Source organism: Actinomadura citrea (assembly GCF_013409045.1).
In the GTDB taxonomy this organism is placed as follows: domain Bacteria; phylum Actinomycetota; class Actinomycetes; order Streptosporangiales; family Streptosporangiaceae; genus Spirillospora; species Spirillospora citrea.
The window spans coordinates 1,387,844-1,402,732 of the sequence record NZ_JACCBT010000001.1; the positions used below are offsets into that span (position 1 = coordinate 1,387,844).

Consider the following 14,889-nt stretch of genomic DNA (forward strand, 5'->3'; position numbering starts at 1 on the left):
GATGGACGAGAAGGACATCCTGGCCCGTATCGACGCGTTCGTGGGGGAGGAGCGCCGGCTCCGCGAGCGGTACCAGCGCGACGAGCTCGACCGCGAGGAGGAGCACCGGCGGCTGGAACGGCTGGAGGTCGCGCTCGACCAGTGCTGGGACCTGCTGCGCCGCCGCCGGGCCAGGCTGGAGGCCGGCGAGGACCCCGGCGGCGCCGAGGTCCGGCCGCCGGACGAGGTCGAAGGCTACCTGCAGTGACCCCGCCTCGACCGAGGCGCCCGCTGCGGTTCGGCCTGTCCCTCGCCCCGGACGCTTCCGCGCCGCTGGTCCGCATCGCCCAGGAGGCGGACCGGTGCGGGCTCGACCTGCTCGGGATCCGTGACCAGCCGTACCGGCGCGACACCGCCGACGCGCTCGCGCTGATGGCGGCCGTGCTGGCCGGCACGTCCCGGATCCGGGTGCTGCCCGCCGTGGCGTGCCTGCCGCTGCGCCCGCCCGCCGCGCTCGCCAAGGCGATCGCGACGATGGACCGGCTCAGCGGCGGCCGTGCCGAACTCGGTCTCGGCACGGGGATGGAGCCGGGCGGCGTCGAGGTCTACGGCGGGCCGCGCCTGGCCGGCGCGGCGTCGCGCCGTGCCCTGGAGGAGGCGGTGCAGCTCATCCGGCTGCACTGGAGCGACCAGAACGGGCTCCGGTTCGCGGGCGAGCACTACCGGTTCGCGGCGTCGCAGGCGGGCCCGGCGCCCGCGCACCAGATCGGCATCTGGCTGGGCGTCACCGGTCCGCGCGGCCTCGACCTCGCCGGGAGGGTCGCCGACGGCTGGATCGCGCCGTCGTCGCTCGTCCCGCCGAAGCGGCTCGCGGACGGGCAGCGCCGCCTCGACGACGCCGCGCTGAGGGCCGGTCGGGGGCCCGGCGAGATCCGCCGCGTCTACGTCCTCGAAGGGGACGTCGACGGGCGGGAGTCGCGGGGCTTCCTGCACGGCCCGCCGCGCCAGTGGATCTACGAGCTGACCGAGCTGGCCGTCGGGCACGGCGTCGACTCGTTCCTGTACGGCGGCAATCCCGAGCAGCTCCAGGTGTTCGCCATGGAGATCGTCCCGGCCGTCCGGGAACAGGTCACCCGTGAACGGGCCGGGCCCGCGCAGGGCGGGCCACGGCCGGAGGCCCCGTCCCGGGCCGGTCAGCCCTCGCCCCACGGTACGAGCGTGCCGTGACGTGCGGCGCCGTTGCCGGCGCCCGCCTCACATGCGCTCGGGGGTGGGGACGCCGAGGAGGCCGAGGCCGGTGACAAGCGTGCGCAGCGTCGCCGCGCACAGCGCCAGCCGCGACGCCTTCGTCTCCTCGTCGGGAGCCTTCAGCACGGGGCAGTTCTCGTAGAACGTCGTGTAGGCGTCGGCGACCGAGTAGACGTAGCTCGCCAGCCGGTGCGGCTCGGCGGTCTCGCCGGCCTGCTTCAGCACGGCGCCGAACCCGAGCAGCTCCAGCGCCAGCGCGCGCTCGGCCGGGTGGGTGAGCGTGATCGGGCCGGTCGCGTCCTCGGGGGCCACGCCGCCCTTCCGGAAGATCGACCGGATCCGCGCGGTCGCGTACTGCAGGTACGGGCCCGTCTTGCCGTTGAACGAGATCATCCGGTCGAAGTCGAAGGTGTACTCGCTGTCGCGCGCCACCGACAGGTCGGCGTACTTCACCGCGCCCATGCCGACCGCCTGGACGATCGCGGCCCGGGTCGCGTCGTCGAACGGCTCGTCGTGCTGGATCTCGTCGAACACGGCGCCGGCGCGCTCGACCGCCTCGTCCAGCAGCTCCGACAGCTTGACGGTGCCGCCGGCCCGCGTCCGCAGGATCTTGCCGTCGGTGCCGAGGACGTTGCCGATCTGCGCGTGCTCGGCCTTCACCTCGTCGTTCAGCCAGCCCGCCATCCGCGCGACGGCGAACACCATCTGGAAGTGCAGCGACTGCGGCGCCCCGACCACGTAGATCATCCGGTCGACGTGCTCGGTGTCGACCCGGTACCGGATCGTGGCGAGGTCGGTGGTGGAGTAGTTGTAGCCGCCGTCGCTCTTGCGGATGATCACGGGGAGGGGCTCGCCCTCGCGGCCGGTGAACCCGGGCGGGAACGCGCACAGCGCCCCGTCGCTGATCACCGCGATGCCCTTGTCCTCCAGCTCCCGCGCGGTCGGGGCCAGCAGGTCGTTGTAGTAGCTCTCGCCCTTGATGTCGTCGTCGGTGAGGGTGACGCCGAGCCGCCCGTAGACGGAGTTGAAGTACCGCTTCGACACCTCGACGAGGACGTTCCAGAGCCGCAGCGTCTCGGCGTCGCCGGCCTGGAGCGCGACGACCCTCTGCCGGGACCGGTCGGCGAACGCCTCGTCGCCCTCGAACTTCTGCCGCGCGGCCTGGTAGAAGGCGGTCAGGTCGCTGACGGACGAGTCGTCCCGCGCGGCGGCGTCCTCCCCGAGGTCGAGCAGGTGCTCGATCAGCATGCCGAACGGGGTGCCCCAGTCGCCGACGTGGTTGTCCCGGACGACCTCGTGCCCGAGGAACGCCAGGATCCGCGCGATCGCGTCGCCGACGATCGTGGTCCGCAGGTGCCCGACGTGCATCTCCTTCGCCACGTTCGGGGAGGAGTACTCGACGACGACCTTCTGCGGCTTGTCCGCGAGGGGGACGGCGAGCCGCTCGTCCTCCAGGGCCCGCTGCGCCTCACCGGCGATCCACCCGTCGCTGAGCGTCAGGTTGATGAACCCGGGTCCGCTGACCTGCACCTCCGACACGACGCCCGCGGTGTCGAGGTTCGCCGTGATCTCCTCGGCCACCTCTCGCGGCCTGCGGCCCAGCTTCTTGGCCAGCGGCAGCGCCACGTTGGCCTGAAGGTCGGCGAACTGCGACGGCCGGATGACCGGGTCGGTGTCCGCGTACGACGGTCCGAATGCGGCGCTCAGCGCGGCCTGGACCCGGGCGGCGACTACGAGTTGCGGATCGGGCATGCTCCAAGGTTATCGGCGACGCGCCAAGGCCCGGAATCGGTTTTGCGCGAGGCTAGGGCGCGGCGGGCGGCTCTTTGCGGTCGGGGACGGTGTCGCCGGCGGGGGAGGGGACCTCCGGGACCTTCTCGCCGGGCCGGTCGGCCGGTCTCTCGGCGGGCCTGTCGCCGTCGCGCTCGCCGTGCGTCCAGCGCCCGAACCGGGACGTGCGGGTCGCGGCGACCTGCTCGCGGATCCGCTCGACGATCCGTCCGGCGGCCAGCCGGTGCGCCAGGTCGCAGGCCGAGGTGATGGCGCGGGCGCGGGAGGCGCCGTGCGCGATCACGACCGTCCCGTTCAGGCCGAGCAGGACGCCGCCGCCGTAGGTGTCGGGGTCGAGGCGGTCGCGCAGGTCCTGGAGGCGGCGCCGCTGCAGCAGCGCGCCCATCCGCGCGGCGGGGGTGGAGGTCATCGCGTCGCGGATCTCCGTGAACGCCGTGGCGACCGTGCCCTCCACGGTCTTGAGCGCGATGTTCCCGGTGAACCCGTCGGCGACGATGACGTCGACGCGCCCGCCCAGCAGGTCGTGGCCCTCGACGTTCCCGGCGAACTCGATGCCGTGGCTGCCGGTCGCGAGCAGTTCGTGCGCCCGCTTGGTGAGCTTGTTGCCCTTGCCCGGCTCGGTGCCGATGTTGAGCAGGCCCACGGACGGGCGGTCCACCCCGAGCAGGATCTGCGCGTACGCGGTGCCGAGCGCGGCGAACTGGACGAGCCCCTCCGGCTTGACGTCCGCGGTGGCGCCCGCGTCCAGCAGGATCGTGGGGCGCGGCCGGGTCGGCAGCGCCACCGCGATCGCCGGCCGCATCACGCCCTGCTGGCCCTTGAGCCGCAGCCGCGACGTCGCCACCACCCCGGCGGTGCTGCCCGCCGACACCAGCGCCGACGCCCGCCCCTGCTTGATCAGATGGCAGGCGATCGCGATGGAGGAGCGGGGCTTGCGCCAGCTCGCGAGCGCGCCCTCGCCCATGTCCAGGGCCTCGTCGGCGTGCACGATCGGGATCGTCCCGAGGACGCCGTGCAGGTCCAGCTCCCGCCGGATCCGCGCCGCCCGCCCGACCAGCACCAGCCGGACGCCGTGCTCGCGGACCGCGGCCACCGCCCCCGCGATGATCTCCTCGGGGGCGTGGTCGCCGCCCATCGTGTCGACCGCGATCGGCAGCGGGCGCACCGTCGCCGGGCGGCGCGGCGCCGGGCGCGGTTCGGTGTTCCTCGGCGGCGGCGGAGCGGCCCGCGGCGGCGCCGGGCTCGTGCGAGGCGGGTCCGGGCGAGGCGGTGCGGTGCGGGGCGCCGTGGGGCCGGGCACCGGCGGGCCGGGCTCCGCCGGGCGAGGCGTCACGGGCCGCGACGGCTCGCCTGTGCCGGTCATGGCCGCTCCAGGAGGACGAAAGGAAAGACGGTGGGCCGCAAGAACGCAGCTCATCGCATCGTATGGCGTCCTTTCACCTGCCTTGGCGCCCCACGCCCGGAGTGGCGATCCTCACGCCGCCGGGACTAGCCCTCCTGCTTCCGGCAGTCGGCGCCCAGGCACGACGCGTTCTCCACGACCGGCCGGCCGTCCACGAGGATCGTGTAGTAGTTCCTGCGCGTCTCCTGCTCACCGCTGCCGATGACCTCGACCGGCTTCTCGTCCGAGGTCATGCCGGTGCAGGACACCCGCATCTTCTTCTTCGTCCAGCCGGGCAGGTCCGCGCACCGCAGCGGCGCCCCCAGCCGCACGCCGTGCTGGTGCAGCTCGGCGGCGGCGGTCACGGGAAGCGCCTTGCGCAGCGCGGCCTGGGTCTTGTAGTGCAACTCCTCGCCGCCCGACAGCAGAAGGAACGCGCCGCCGCCCACCGCGGCGATCACGAGGAGTGCGGCGGACCCCAGGATCAGGGCCGGCTTGCGGCCGATCTTGAGGCGCGGCATCTTCACGCTGGGAATCTTCACACTCGCTACGTCACCGACGGTACGGGGGTGTATGCACTGCGTGTTGGGTTTTTCCGTTCCGTATGCGGATTCGTTGCCCGGTCAGACGTTCGGGTGCTCGCAGCCGAGGCCGAGGCAGTCCTTGCGGAGCACCTCGCGCCCGCCGACGGTGACCACGTAGGACTCGCGTGGGCGCTCGGTGTCGGCGTCGCGGGCGATCCCCGCCACGGTGACCCGTTCCCCGGTCGTGGTCCGGGCCGTGCAGTCGACGCGCACCACCGAGTCGGTCTCACGCCCCGGCGACTCGCAGTCGGGGCGTTCGCGCAGCTCGATGCCCCGCGCGTCCAGCTCGTCCACGACCCCGTCGGTGACGGCGTTGCGGTAGGCCCCGTCGGAGATCCTCTGCATGACCTTGCAGCCGGACATCGTCACGGCCAGCAGGACGGCGAGCACGACGGCGGGAAGGCGACTCACGCGGCCCCCTCCATCCGGCCGAGGCCGGCGACCGCGTCGGCCACCGCGTCGGGACGGTCGAGCGGGACCATGTGAAGGGCGTCCGGGAGCTCGATCCGCCTGCCGTGCGGGGTCATGCCGGCGAGCCGCTCGTGCGCCTCGGCCCAGGCGCGCTTGCGGTCGTCGCCGTCCACGTCGCCCAGCGCGGTCACGACGGCCAGCGGGACGGGCGGGAAGGGGCGCCGCTCGCGCAGCGCCGCGAGGTCGGCGGCCATCTCCCGGTAGGCCAGCTCCTCCGCGAGGACGGCGCCGAGCACCGTCCCGCGCCCGTACACCGACCGCACGACCTCCTCCGGGACGGCCTCGTCCCGGAGGCTGGTGCGCTTGAGGACCATCCGGCGGCCGAACGGCCCGGCGGCCCGCGCCAGCCGGGTCGCGCCGAGCACCACGCCCGCCGCCGCGGCGAGCGGGGCCAGCGCGGCGGCCAGCCGCACGGGCACCCACGCGTCGCCCTCGTAGCTCGGATCGAGCAGCACCATGCCCCGCACGAGCCGGTGGCGCGTCCTGGCCAGCGCCTCGGCGGCGAACGCGGCCATCGAGTGTGCGAGGACGGTCACCGGCCGGCCGGCCCGCTCCGCCAGCGCCCCCATGACGGCGGTGTCGCGGCGCAGCGAGGGCGGTGCGGCGGCCGCGGGGCTGAGCCCGAGGCCCGGACGGTCGTAGACGATCACCCGGTGCCCCTCCCGGAGCAGCGCGACGGACGGCTCCCAGTCGAACCAGGCGCCGCCCAGCCCGGAGCTGAGCAGCAGCGGCTGCCCGTCCGCCGGGCCCGACTCGACGACGTGCACCTGCTCGCCGCCCACGTTCACGATCTCGCCGGGGCCGCTGTGCGTCCCGCCGTCCGTGCTGCTCACCGGCACGCCTCCTCCCGCGCGGCCGACGCGTTCCGTGCCTCGCGCGCCGCGTCCCGCCGGTCGGAGTACAGCGCCCACGCGATGGTCAGCAGCCCCAGGCACAGGATGCCGATCTGGACGCGCTGGACGACCCCGAGCCACTGCCCCATGTACATCGCCACCAGCGTCCCGAGCGCGGCCGCCGACTCGGCGAGCGCCAGCAGCCAGCCCCAGCGGGCCAGGGCGGGCCACCAGCCGTACCGGCGGGCGGCCAGGGACAGCAGCAGCAGCGCGGCCACCCCGCAGACGATCACGGCGCTGCTGGTCACCGAGTGGAACTCGTGGGAGAACGACACGTTCTCGGAGCGTTCCCGGAGGGCGCACCAGGTCTCCAGGCTCGGTGCGCAGTCCAGGGGGAAGGACGCGTCGCCGATGGCGCACACGCCGAACAGCCCGAGGAACACCCATCCGGCGGTGGCGAGGGGCTTGCGGGTGAGCTTGCGGAGCGTCCCGGCCGCCACCAGGATCGACAGCACTCCGGTGATGAGGTCGCCGGCGCTGTAGACGAAGTGGTACGGCTGGTCGGAGGCCGACAGCTCGCTCACGTAGCCGTTGAAGAAGTCCAGTTTGGGGCTGAGGGCGTTCTCCAGCACGAAGCTCGCGTAGGTGACCGAGGCCAGCCCCGCGAGGACGATCAGGCGCATGGGGACGACACCCGGCCCGCCCCGCTGGTCAGAGTCCACCCGGCCCCCTCACGCCCGCACGCTCCCGTGCGCCGATCGGTCCTACCCGCCCCCAGTATTTCCGAACCGGACCCAGGTACGTGACCTGGGTCGGCCCTAACGGAGTATCCGCTGGCTGGAGGCTTAACGCGGGCTGAGGGAGAAGTTGACGTCCCGTAGTCGTTGGACAAGACATGGGGCTTCAACGATGATGACCAGGCCATTTGTCGGGATCGTCCTGACCTTGGCTTTGTCAGTGACGGACAGGGGGTATCAATTAGTCATGAAGCCACCCCAAACGGTTGAATAGGGTGGCCCGAGCAGTTCTGATCACGGTACGTGACGGCGCGCCCGGGTGCGCCTCCCCGCTGACAGCAAGGAGTACCAACACGTGACACTGGTGAACGACGCGGCTCCCGCAATGCGATCGACCGGTCGCAAGTTCCGCGCCTTCACGGCGAAGCACCTCGACGAGCTCACCGCTCGCGCGGGGCTGACACCCGCGCAGCGGCTCGCGACCCGGGCGGTGGCGACGGTACTGCCGTTCCGGACGAACGCCTACGTCATCGAAGAGCTCATCGACTGGTCGGCCGCTCCCGACGATCCGATCTACCGGCTGGTCTTCCCACAGGAGGACATGCTCCCCGCGGAGGACGTCGCGCACCTGTCGGACCTGCTGAGCCGCGAGGCGCCCAAGGCCGAGGTCGAGGCCGCCGCCCACCGGGTGCGGATGAAGCTGAACCCGCATCCGGCGGGCCAGATGGAGCTCAACATCCCGAGCTTCGGGGACGGCAAGATCCCCGGGATGCAGCACAAGTACGACGAGACGGTGCTGTACTTCCCCAAACAGGGCCAGACCTGCCACGCCTACTGCACCTACTGCTTCCGCTGGGCGCAGTTCGTCGGCGAGGCCGACCTGAAGATGGCCGGCGACGAGCCCGCCGCGCTGCGCCAGTACCTCCTCGCGCACCCCGAGGTGACGAGCGTCCTGTTCACCGGTGGCGACGCCATGATCATGGGCGAGCCGGTGCTGCGCCGCTACATCGAGCCGCTGCTCGACCTCGACCAGCTCGAATCCATCCGGATCGGGACCAAGTCGCTGGCGTACTGGCCGCAGAAGTTCGTCACCGACCCCGACGCCGACGACATGCTCCGGCTGTTCGAGCAGGTCGTCGCCTCGGGCAAGAACCTGGCGTTCATGGCGCACTTCACCCACCCGCGCGAGCTCGAACCCCTGATGGTCGCCGAGGCGTGCCGCCGCATCCGCGACACCGGCGCGATCATCCGCACCCAGGCGCCGCTGATCCGGATGATCAACGACGAGCCCGCCGTCTGGGAGACCATGTGGCGCACGCAGACCCGGATGGGTCTCGTCCCCTACTACATGTTCGTCGAGCGCGACACGGGGCCGCAGGACTACTTCGCCGTCCCCCTGGCACGGGCGTACGACATCTTCCGCGACGCCTACAAGAACGTCTCAGGGCTGTCCCGGACCGTCCGCGGCCCGTCCATGTCGGCCACGCCCGGCAAGGTCTGCGTGGACGGGGTCGTGGAGATCGCGGGCCAGAAGGCCTTCGCGCTGCACTTCATCCAGTGCCGCGACGCCGATCTCGTCGGCAAGCCCTTCTTCGCGCAGTACGACCCTGAGGCCGTCTGGCTGGACGACCTCAAGCCCGCGTTCGCCGAACGCTTCCCCTGGCAGGTGTAGGGCCGCCCGTGGCGTGTTCGCCCGCTCCTGGGCGAGCACGCCACACCCTTCAGCGAAGGGGCCGGCGGAGGAAGAGGCACGCGATCAGCGTCGCGGCGCCGCACAGCACCATGACGTGACCGGGCGCCATCGCCTCGCCGAGGGCGCCCGCCGTGCCGATGCCGACCGCCTGGCCGGTCATGAGGCCGCTGCCGTACAGGCCGACCGCCTGCCCGCGGATCTCCTCGGGCACCGCGTCCACGAGCCGCCGCTGGACGACCAGCTCGTAGCCCAGCCCGAACGTCCCCGCCGCCATCAGCGCGCACGCCGCCGGCAGGCCCGGCCCGAAGGCGAACAGCAGGAGCGGCGCGCCGGTCAGCGCGGCCAGCGGCAGCGCGAGGCGCTCCCGCAGGTCCGGGCGGATCCAGCGCGCCGCCACCAGATTGCCCGCGAACATCCCGGCCGCGGCGGCCGACAGCAGCAGGCCGGCCGCGTCAGGGCGCCCCAGTTCCCCCGCGTACGGGACCGCGACCCCCTCCGCCCCCACCGACAGGGAGATCGGCAGCCACCCGGCCAGGAGCAGCCCGCGCGTCGTGCGGCGGCCGAGCAGGAGCCGGTTGGTCCGCCACGTCGCCCGCGCCGCCCCCGTGGACGCGGGCCGGGCCGCCGCCGGCGCGTCCGGGAGGCGGAAGCGGGCGAGGCCCGCGGCCAGCGCCGCGCCGGCGGCGGCGAGCCAGAGCGCCCCGGCCGGGGTGAGCACCGACAGCAGCAGCCCGCCCGCGGCCTGGCCGGCGATCTGGGCGCCCGCGCTGGTCATCGTGAACAGCGACCGTCCGAGCACGTAGCCGTCCCCGGGGAGCAGGACGGGCAGCCGGGCCTGGACGCTCGCGCTGCCGACCGGGGCGAACAGCCCCACCGCGACCAGCAGTGCCATGATCAGCGGCAGCGGGAGCCCGCCCACCGCGAGGACGGCCGTGACCGCCAGCCGCAGCAGGTGGTAGCCGGTGAGCAGCCGCCGCGCCGGGAGGCGGTCGGCGAGCGAGAGCAGCAGGGCGCCGCCGACCACGTACGGGAGCATCCCGGCGGCGAAGACGAGCGCCGCCGCGACGGGTGAGCCCGTGCGTTCGAACGTCTGGACCGACAGCGCGATCGTGCGGACCGAGTCGCCGGCCACCTGGAGCGTCTGCAGGGAGAACAGCGTCCGGAACTCGGGGACGCCGAAGACGTCGCGGTACCGCGCGGAGGTCGTCGAAGGAGCGGTCATGACGGCGACTGTGCGGCCGCCGGTCCCGTCCTGGACAATGTTTCGGGGAGGAGCGAAACATGTACCGCATCATGGTGGGACCCGGAGACCTCGCGGCCAGCCGGTTCGGGGTCGCCCCCCTGATCGAGGTGCACAGCGCGCTCGGCGTGCTCGCGGGCCGGATGCCGGTCGGGCCGCTCGGACCCTGGGCGGAGCGGGTCCGCCCGGCGTACCGGCGGGTGGCCGGGGACCCGGCCCTGCGCGCGCTGGCCTTCCTGCGCCGCCCGCACGGGTACATGGCCGACTTCGTCGTCCCGCCGCCCGCCCGCCCGAACCTCACGGTCGCCGATCAGCTGGTGACCGTGCGGGCGACACCGCTCGGCCAGGCGCGCCGCGAGCTCGCCCGCAACCTCGCGGGGCTGCCGGAGCCGGACGCCGCCGTCCGGGAGGTGCTGGAGGCCCCCGACGTCGTCGAGCGGCTCGCCGCGGGCCTGGAGACGGCCTGGCGCGCCCTCCTGGAGCCGGACTGGCCGGTGCTGCGCTCGATCCTGGAACGCGACATCGTCCACCGTGCGGGACGTCTGGCCGCCTACGGCTGGGCGGCGGCGCTGGACGGGCTGTCCCGCAAGGTGCGCTGGCGCGACGGCGTCATCGAGGCGGACATCCACGGCGACGCCACCTACCGCCTCGGCGGCGCCGGGCTGACGTTCGTGCCCGTCGTCTTCGCCGAACTCGGCGCGGCACTCGAACAGGACTGGCCGTACACGCTGATGTACCGGGCCAGGGGAGTGGCGGCGCTCTGGGAGAGCCGGGAGCCGCACGGCGAGGACGCTCTGGCCAGGCTGGTGGGCCGCACACGGGCCGAGCTGCTGCGCCTGCTCGCCGAGCCCGCCACGACCAGCTGGCTGAGCGCCCGCCTCCGGATGAGCGTCGGCGGGATCGGCGACCACCTCGCGGTGCTGCGGGAGTCCGGGCTCGTCACGCGCGAGCGCAGCGGCCGCTCCGTCCTCTACCGCCGGACGGCCGTGGGGGACGTCCTCATCGGAACCGGCTGACGCTCGTCGGAACCGACTGAGGCCGCCCCGGACAGGGCCTCGGGACGGCCTCGGCGCGGACGCTCACGCGCGCCTGCGGCGGGTGCGGGGCAGCAGGACGGCCGCGGCCACCAGCCACAGGAGCCCGCCGAACCTGATGACCGGCAGCAGCGGCGCGAACCCGTCGGCGAGCAGGGCCAGCGTGGACAGCATCCCGGCGGCGGCCAGGGCCAGCCCGATCCAGGTCAGCGGGCGCGGCAGCAGCCCGGCGAGGAGGCCGGTCACCGAGACCCCGGCCACGAGCATCGCGAAGCCCGCGCCGTAGAAGGGGCCGCCGGCCAGGAACGACAGGTCGGCGAGCGCGCGGGCGAGCGCGGGGCTCGCGTCGTCCGGCAGCCGCCCGCCCGTCCAGGCGGCCATCGCGCTCAGCGTCAGCGCGACCGAGGCCAGCAGCCCGCCCGCCAAGGTGATGGCCGAGCCCGGCGCGGTGATGCCGAGCGCGCGCAGCCTGCGGTACAGGACGGCGGCCAGCAGCGCCAGCGGGATCGCCGAGGCCAGCAGCAGCCACGAGCCCGCCTTGATCGCGGTGCCGTGCTCCTGGGCGTACCGCAGCACTTCGGCGCCCGTCGCGTCCGGATGCGGCGTGGCGCGGTTGGCGATCACGTATCCGACGGTCAGCGCGGCGAAGGACAGGACGGGCGCGAGCAGCGGCGGCCCGGACTGCGGGCGGTGGCGGGACGGCGCGGAACGCTCCGGAACGGATGCGGTGGTCATGAGCTCTCCTCGCTGGGTTCATCGCTATACATTCGATAATGATTACAAAGCAGAACGATTGTCAAGTGGCTATCATGTCCACATGGGTATGAACGATGAGGAGGGTCGTCCCCCGGTCCAGGTCGGGGTGGCGTTCCTGCTGGCCCAACTGGGCGCGCACGCGGCCGGCCGGTTCGCCGACCGGATCGCGGAGCTGGACCTGACCCCGCCGCAGGCCGGGCTGCTCCGCATGCTGGCCGGCGCCCCCGGCCGCAGCCAGCGGGAACTCGCCGACGAGCTCGGCATGCCGCCGAGCCGCTTCGTCCCGTTCGCGGACGAGCTGGAGGAGCGGGGGCTCATCGAGCGCCGCCGCAACCCCGAAGACCGGCGCCTCTACGCGCTGTACCTGACCGACGAGGGCTTCGTCCTGCTCGCCAGGCTCGCGGAGGCGGGCGCGGCGCACGAGAGGGAGATGTGCCGGGCGCTGTCGGAGGACGAGCGCCAGGAGGTGAAGGCGCTGCTGGAGCGCGTCGCCGAGCAGCAGGGGCTCGGCAGGGGGATCCACCCCGGCTTCCGGCACCTCAGGCCGGGGCGCAGGCCAGGGTGAGACGCGCGAGGCCGTCCCGGAACCCGGGACGGCCTCGGAGTGCGGGCGGCGTCAGACGCCGAACTCGGCGACGATCGTGGCGCGCGCCAGGGTGTGGGCGGTGATGTTGAAGCCCACGACGGCCGGGGAGGTGTCCGGGCCGAGGCCGAGCGACTCCACGTCCAGCGCGTGGACGGTGAAGACGTAGCGGTGCGGGTCGCCGGGCGGCGGGGCGGCGCCGCCGAACGCCCTGACCCCGTAGTCGTTGCGGGCGTGCACGCCGACCTTGGCGTCCTCGGTCCCGGCGCCCGTGGGCAGCTCCGTGACGCTCGCGGGGATGTCGAACAGCGACCAGTGCCAGAAGCCGCTGCCGGTCGGCGCGTCCGGGTCGTAGCAGGTCACCGCGAAGCTCTTCGTGGCGTCCGGGAACCCGGACCAGCGCAGGTGCGGGGACTCGTTGCCGCCGCTGAAACCCCAGTCGTCGAACACGTGCCGGTCCGCGAGCCGCTCGCCCTCGGCGACGTCGTCGCTGGCGACCGTGAACGAGGGGACCTCGGGCAGGTACTCGTGCGGAAGCGGGGGCTTGCCGGGCATGGCGACCTCCTCCATCAGGATCATCGTGACACCCCATCTCTACCAGGGGGCGTCACGTTTCGACGGCCGCCATCGTGAACCCGTCGACGAAGCGGTCGAGGAACGGGGTGAACAGGCACGCCGATCATCGACCAGAGGGTGTCGCCCAGCCGCAGCGCCACCCTTGCCGGTGCGCGCTACTTGCCGGTCGCCTCGATGTAGGCCGCGATGACCTCTTCGGGGTCGCCGTCCATGTGCATGCGGCCCTCGTCGATCCAGATGACGCGGTCGCACATGTCCTTGACCGTGTCGAGCTGGTGCGCGACGAGGAACACCGCGCCGGCGTCGTTGCGCAGCTCCTCGATGCGGCGCTTGCTCTTGACCCGGAACTTGGCGTCGCCGGTGGCGAGCGCCTCGTCGATCAGCAGGACGTCGTGGGTCTTGGCCGCGGCGATCGCGAACCGGAGGCGGGCGCCCATGCCGGAGGAGTACGTCCGCATGGGGTACTGGATGAAGCCCTCCTTCAGCCCGGCGAAGTCGACGATCTCCTTGTACTTGGAGCGGGTCTCCGTCGGGGTCATGCCCATCGCGAGGCAGCCGAGGACGATGTTGCGCTCGCCGGTGAGGTCCTTCATCAGGGCCGCGTTCACGCCCAGCAGGGACGGCTGCCCGTCGGTGTAGACGCCGCCGCGGTGCGGGGGCAGCAGCCCCGCGATCGCCTTCAGCAGCGTCGACTTGCCGGAGCCGTTGGTGCCGATGATGCCGACGGCCTCGCCCCGGTACGCGACGAACGACAGCCCCTTGATCGCGTGGACCTCGGTCATGGACGGGCGGTGCTTGCGGCGCAGGACGCGCGAGAACGCGCTCGCGGCGTTGCCCTTGCCGCCCGCTCCGTACACCCGGTAGACGATGTGCAGGTCGTCGACGACGACGATCGGCTCCCGGGTCGGGTCGATGGCGGCGGTCCCGCGGACCTTCGTGTCAGCCACGGCCGTAGCGCTCCTCGGCACGGTAGAAGTACAGGAACCCGCCCACCAGCATCACCGCGGCCCACACGACGGCGTAGAGCCACAGCTGCCCCGTCGAGGTGGCGTGCGCGAGACCTCCGACGTAGTTCCGGTACTCGCCGAGCAGGACGTGCCGGCTGAGCTCGACGTACACGTACGCCGGGTTCAGCTGCAGCAGCTCGCCCAGCCACGGGTACTCGGCCAGCCGGGTGCCCGGCTTCATCAGCGACGGCAGGCTGAAGATCACGCCGGACATGTAGAGCCAGGTCCGCATGACGAACGGCAGCAGCTGGGTGATGTCGCGGTTGAACGCCCCGAGCCGCGCCATGACCATGCTGATGCCCACGTTGAACATGAGCTGGAGCGCCATCACCGGGACGAACAGCAGCATCTGGAAGCTGATCGGCTCGCCGAACGCGAACACGATCACGAACAGGACGACCAGGGCGAGCAGCAGCTGCTGCAGTTCCACGATCGCGATCGCCAGGGGAAGGGTGGCGCGCGGGAAGTGCAGGGCTCTGATCAGCGAAAGGTTGTCGCCGACGGACTTGGACCCCGACGTGACCGACCGCTGGGTGAACCCGAACAGGAAGACGCCGGTCACCAGGAAGGGAATGAAGTCGGGCACTCCGCGCTTGGTGTCCAGCAGCAGACCAAAGATCAGGAAGTAGACGCCGGCGTTCAGCAGCGGGGTCAGCAGCTGCCACACCTGACCCAGTCGCGAGTCGGTGTACATCGAGATGTTCTTGGCGGATGCGAACGCCCAGATGAAGTTCCGGCGATCCCACACATCTTGGATGTACTTGCGCAGCGGGGGGCGCGCAGCGCTCTGCCTCAGCCCGTATCGTGCGGCGTAGTCGGCCAGGGTCCCGTTCACGTGAGGATGCTCCGCGATCGTCCCGACCGACTCGCCACCCGGGGTTCCGAGCCGTTCCGGGTGACTCATGTCGCGAAGCCTATTGCAGTCGCTGAGTCCACAGTGACGTTCGCCCGCATGTGACCCCCGATTTGAGATCTT

At 72.7% G+C, this 14,889-nt stretch carries 16 protein-coding genes; 5 read left to right on the top strand and 11 right to left on the bottom strand.

Translation table 11 applies throughout. The annotated features are described in order from the left end of the window. Position 1 precedes the first annotated feature (1 nt). Both BJ999_RS06785 and BJ999_RS06790 read left to right on the top strand, forming a co-directional pair. On the top strand, positions 2-247 hold the full coding sequence (locus BJ999_RS06785; RefSeq protein ID WP_179832489.1) for a DUF2630 family protein: 246 nt from the start codon (positions 2-4) through the stop codon (positions 245-247). After that, the gene (locus BJ999_RS06790; RefSeq protein ID WP_229810715.1) at positions 244-1,206 is read left to right on the top strand and encodes an LLM class flavin-dependent oxidoreductase; all 963 of its coding nucleotides are present in this window, start codon (positions 244-246) and stop codon (positions 1,204-1,206) included. The genes BJ999_RS06785 and BJ999_RS06790 overlap by 4 nt, the downstream gene beginning before the upstream one ends. Positions 1,207-1,233: 27 nt before the next feature. Here the strand turns inward: BJ999_RS06790 and argS are convergent, their stop codons facing one another. From argS to BJ999_RS06820, 6 genes are all read right to left on the bottom strand, one after another. Beyond that, the gene (gene argS, locus BJ999_RS06795) at positions 1,234-2,979 is read right to left on the bottom strand and encodes an arginine--tRNA ligase (protein WP_179832490.1); all 1,746 of its coding nucleotides are present in this window, start codon (positions 2,977-2,979) and stop codon (positions 1,234-1,236) included. Positions 2,980-3,031: 52 nt separating this feature from the next. Then, on the bottom strand, positions 3,032-4,153 hold the full coding sequence (gene plsX / locus BJ999_RS06800; protein ID WP_179838367.1) for a phosphate acyltransferase PlsX: 1,122 nt from the start codon (positions 4,151-4,153) through the stop codon (positions 3,032-3,034). Positions 4,154-4,506: 353 nt separating this feature from the next. Continuing rightward, on the bottom strand, positions 4,507-4,920 hold the full coding sequence (locus tag BJ999_RS06805) for a hypothetical protein (RefSeq protein WP_179838368.1): 414 nt from the start codon (positions 4,918-4,920) through the stop codon (positions 4,507-4,509). Positions 4,921-5,022: 102 nt separating this feature from the next. Next, a complete protein-coding gene (locus BJ999_RS06810) occupies positions 5,023-5,394 on the bottom strand; it encodes a hypothetical protein (protein ID WP_179832491.1) in 372 nt (123 codons plus the stop codon). Further along, on the bottom strand, positions 5,391-6,287 hold the full coding sequence (locus BJ999_RS06815) for an alpha/beta fold hydrolase (protein WP_229810716.1): 897 nt from the start codon (positions 6,285-6,287) through the stop codon (positions 5,391-5,393). Before BJ999_RS06815 ends, BJ999_RS06810 begins: the two co-directional genes overlap by 4 nt. Next, positions 6,284-7,009 carry a DUF998 domain-containing protein gene (locus BJ999_RS06820; protein ID WP_229810717.1) on the bottom strand — a complete coding sequence of 242 codons (726 nt, stop codon included), beginning with the start codon at positions 7,007-7,009 and terminating at the stop codon, positions 6,284-6,286. The genes BJ999_RS06815 and BJ999_RS06820 overlap by 4 nt, the downstream gene beginning before the upstream one ends. 400 nt (positions 7,010-7,409) lie before the next feature. Between BJ999_RS06820 and BJ999_RS06825 the strand changes: the two genes are divergently transcribed. Continuing rightward, on the top strand, positions 7,410-8,696 hold the full coding sequence (locus BJ999_RS06825; protein WP_179838371.1) for a KamA family radical SAM protein: 1,287 nt from the start codon (positions 7,410-7,412) through the stop codon (positions 8,694-8,696). A 49-nt stretch (positions 8,697-8,745) separates the two neighbouring features. On the opposite strand, the gene BJ999_RS06830 is transcribed toward BJ999_RS06825, so the two are convergent. Continuing rightward, complete coding sequence (locus tag BJ999_RS06830; protein WP_179832492.1) at positions 8,746-9,939, bottom strand: MFS transporter; 1,194 nt, start codon at positions 9,937-9,939, stop codon at positions 8,746-8,748. Positions 9,940-9,998: 59 nt separating this feature from the next. On the opposite strand from BJ999_RS06830, the gene BJ999_RS06835 reads away from it, so the two are divergent. Then, positions 9,999-10,973, top strand: coding sequence for an ArsR/SmtB family transcription factor (locus BJ999_RS06835; protein ID WP_179832493.1), 975 nt, complete (start codon positions 9,999-10,001; stop codon positions 10,971-10,973). A 63-nt stretch (positions 10,974-11,036) separates the two neighbouring features. Here the strand turns inward: BJ999_RS06835 and BJ999_RS06840 are convergent, their stop codons facing one another. Further along, a complete protein-coding gene (locus BJ999_RS06840; RefSeq protein WP_179832494.1) occupies positions 11,037-11,726 on the bottom strand; it encodes a DUF4386 domain-containing protein in 690 nt (229 codons plus the stop codon). Between the two features lie 82 nt (positions 11,727-11,808). Here BJ999_RS06840 and BJ999_RS06845 point away from each other — a divergent pair, with 82 nt between their 5' ends. Beyond that, positions 11,809-12,312, top strand: coding sequence for a MarR family winged helix-turn-helix transcriptional regulator (locus tag BJ999_RS06845; RefSeq protein WP_179832495.1), 504 nt, complete (start codon positions 11,809-11,811; stop codon positions 12,310-12,312). A 51-nt stretch (positions 12,313-12,363) separates the two neighbouring features. Here BJ999_RS06845 and BJ999_RS06850 read toward each other — a convergent pair whose 3' ends face one another. The 3 genes from BJ999_RS06850 to BJ999_RS06860 all read right to left on the bottom strand — a co-directional run bounded on the left by BJ999_RS06850 (position 12,364) and on the right by BJ999_RS06860 (position 14,817). After that, on the bottom strand, positions 12,364-12,885 hold the full coding sequence (locus BJ999_RS06850; protein ID WP_179838372.1) for a YbhB/YbcL family Raf kinase inhibitor-like protein: 522 nt from the start codon (positions 12,883-12,885) through the stop codon (positions 12,364-12,366). A gap of 176 nt (positions 12,886-13,061) precedes the next feature. Then, complete coding sequence (locus tag BJ999_RS06855; protein WP_179832496.1) at positions 13,062-13,853, bottom strand: ABC transporter ATP-binding protein; 792 nt, start codon at positions 13,851-13,853, stop codon at positions 13,062-13,064. Further along, entirely contained in the window at positions 13,846-14,817 is a 972-nt protein-coding gene (locus tag BJ999_RS06860) for an ABC transporter permease (protein WP_179832497.1), read from the bottom strand. Before BJ999_RS06860 ends, BJ999_RS06855 begins: the two co-directional genes overlap by 8 nt. Between the last annotated feature and the right edge of the window lie 72 nt (positions 14,818-14,889).

Excerpts from the sequence above, each read along its gene's own strand:
- BJ999_RS06785 (WP_179832489.1), top strand. The coding sequence starts at position 2 with ATGGACGAGAAGGACATCCTGGCCCGTATCGACGCGTTCGTGGGGGAG.
- argS (WP_179832490.1), bottom strand. The coding sequence starts at position 2,979 with ATGCCCGATCCGCAACTCGTAGTCGCCGCCCGGGTCCAGGCCGCGCTG.
- plsX (WP_179838367.1), bottom strand. The coding sequence starts at position 4,153 with ATGGGCGGCGACCACGCCCCCGAGGAGATCATCGCGGGGGCGGTGGCC.
- BJ999_RS06805 (WP_179838368.1), bottom strand. The coding sequence starts at position 4,920 with ATGCCGCGCCTCAAGATCGGCCGCAAGCCGGCCCTGATCCTGGGGTCC.
- BJ999_RS06825 (WP_179838371.1), top strand. The coding sequence starts at position 7,410 with ATGCGATCGACCGGTCGCAAGTTCCGCGCCTTCACGGCGAAGCACCTC.
- BJ999_RS06830 (WP_179832492.1), bottom strand. The coding sequence starts at position 9,939 with ATGACCGCTCCTTCGACGACCTCCGCGCGGTACCGCGACGTCTTCGGC.
- BJ999_RS06835 (WP_179832493.1), top strand. The coding sequence starts at position 9,999 with ATGTACCGCATCATGGTGGGACCCGGAGACCTCGCGGCCAGCCGGTTC.
- BJ999_RS06840 (WP_179832494.1), bottom strand. The coding sequence starts at position 11,726 with ATGACCACCGCATCCGTTCCGGAGCGTTCCGCGCCGTCCCGCCACCGC.
- BJ999_RS06845 (WP_179832495.1), top strand. The coding sequence starts at position 11,809 with ATGGGTATGAACGATGAGGAGGGTCGTCCCCCGGTCCAGGTCGGGGTG.
- BJ999_RS06850 (WP_179838372.1), bottom strand. The coding sequence starts at position 12,885 with ATGCCCGGCAAGCCCCCGCTTCCGCACGAGTACCTGCCCGAGGTCCCC.
- BJ999_RS06860 (WP_179832497.1), bottom strand. The coding sequence starts at position 14,817 with ATGAGTCACCCGGAACGGCTCGGAACCCCGGGTGGCGAGTCGGTCGGG.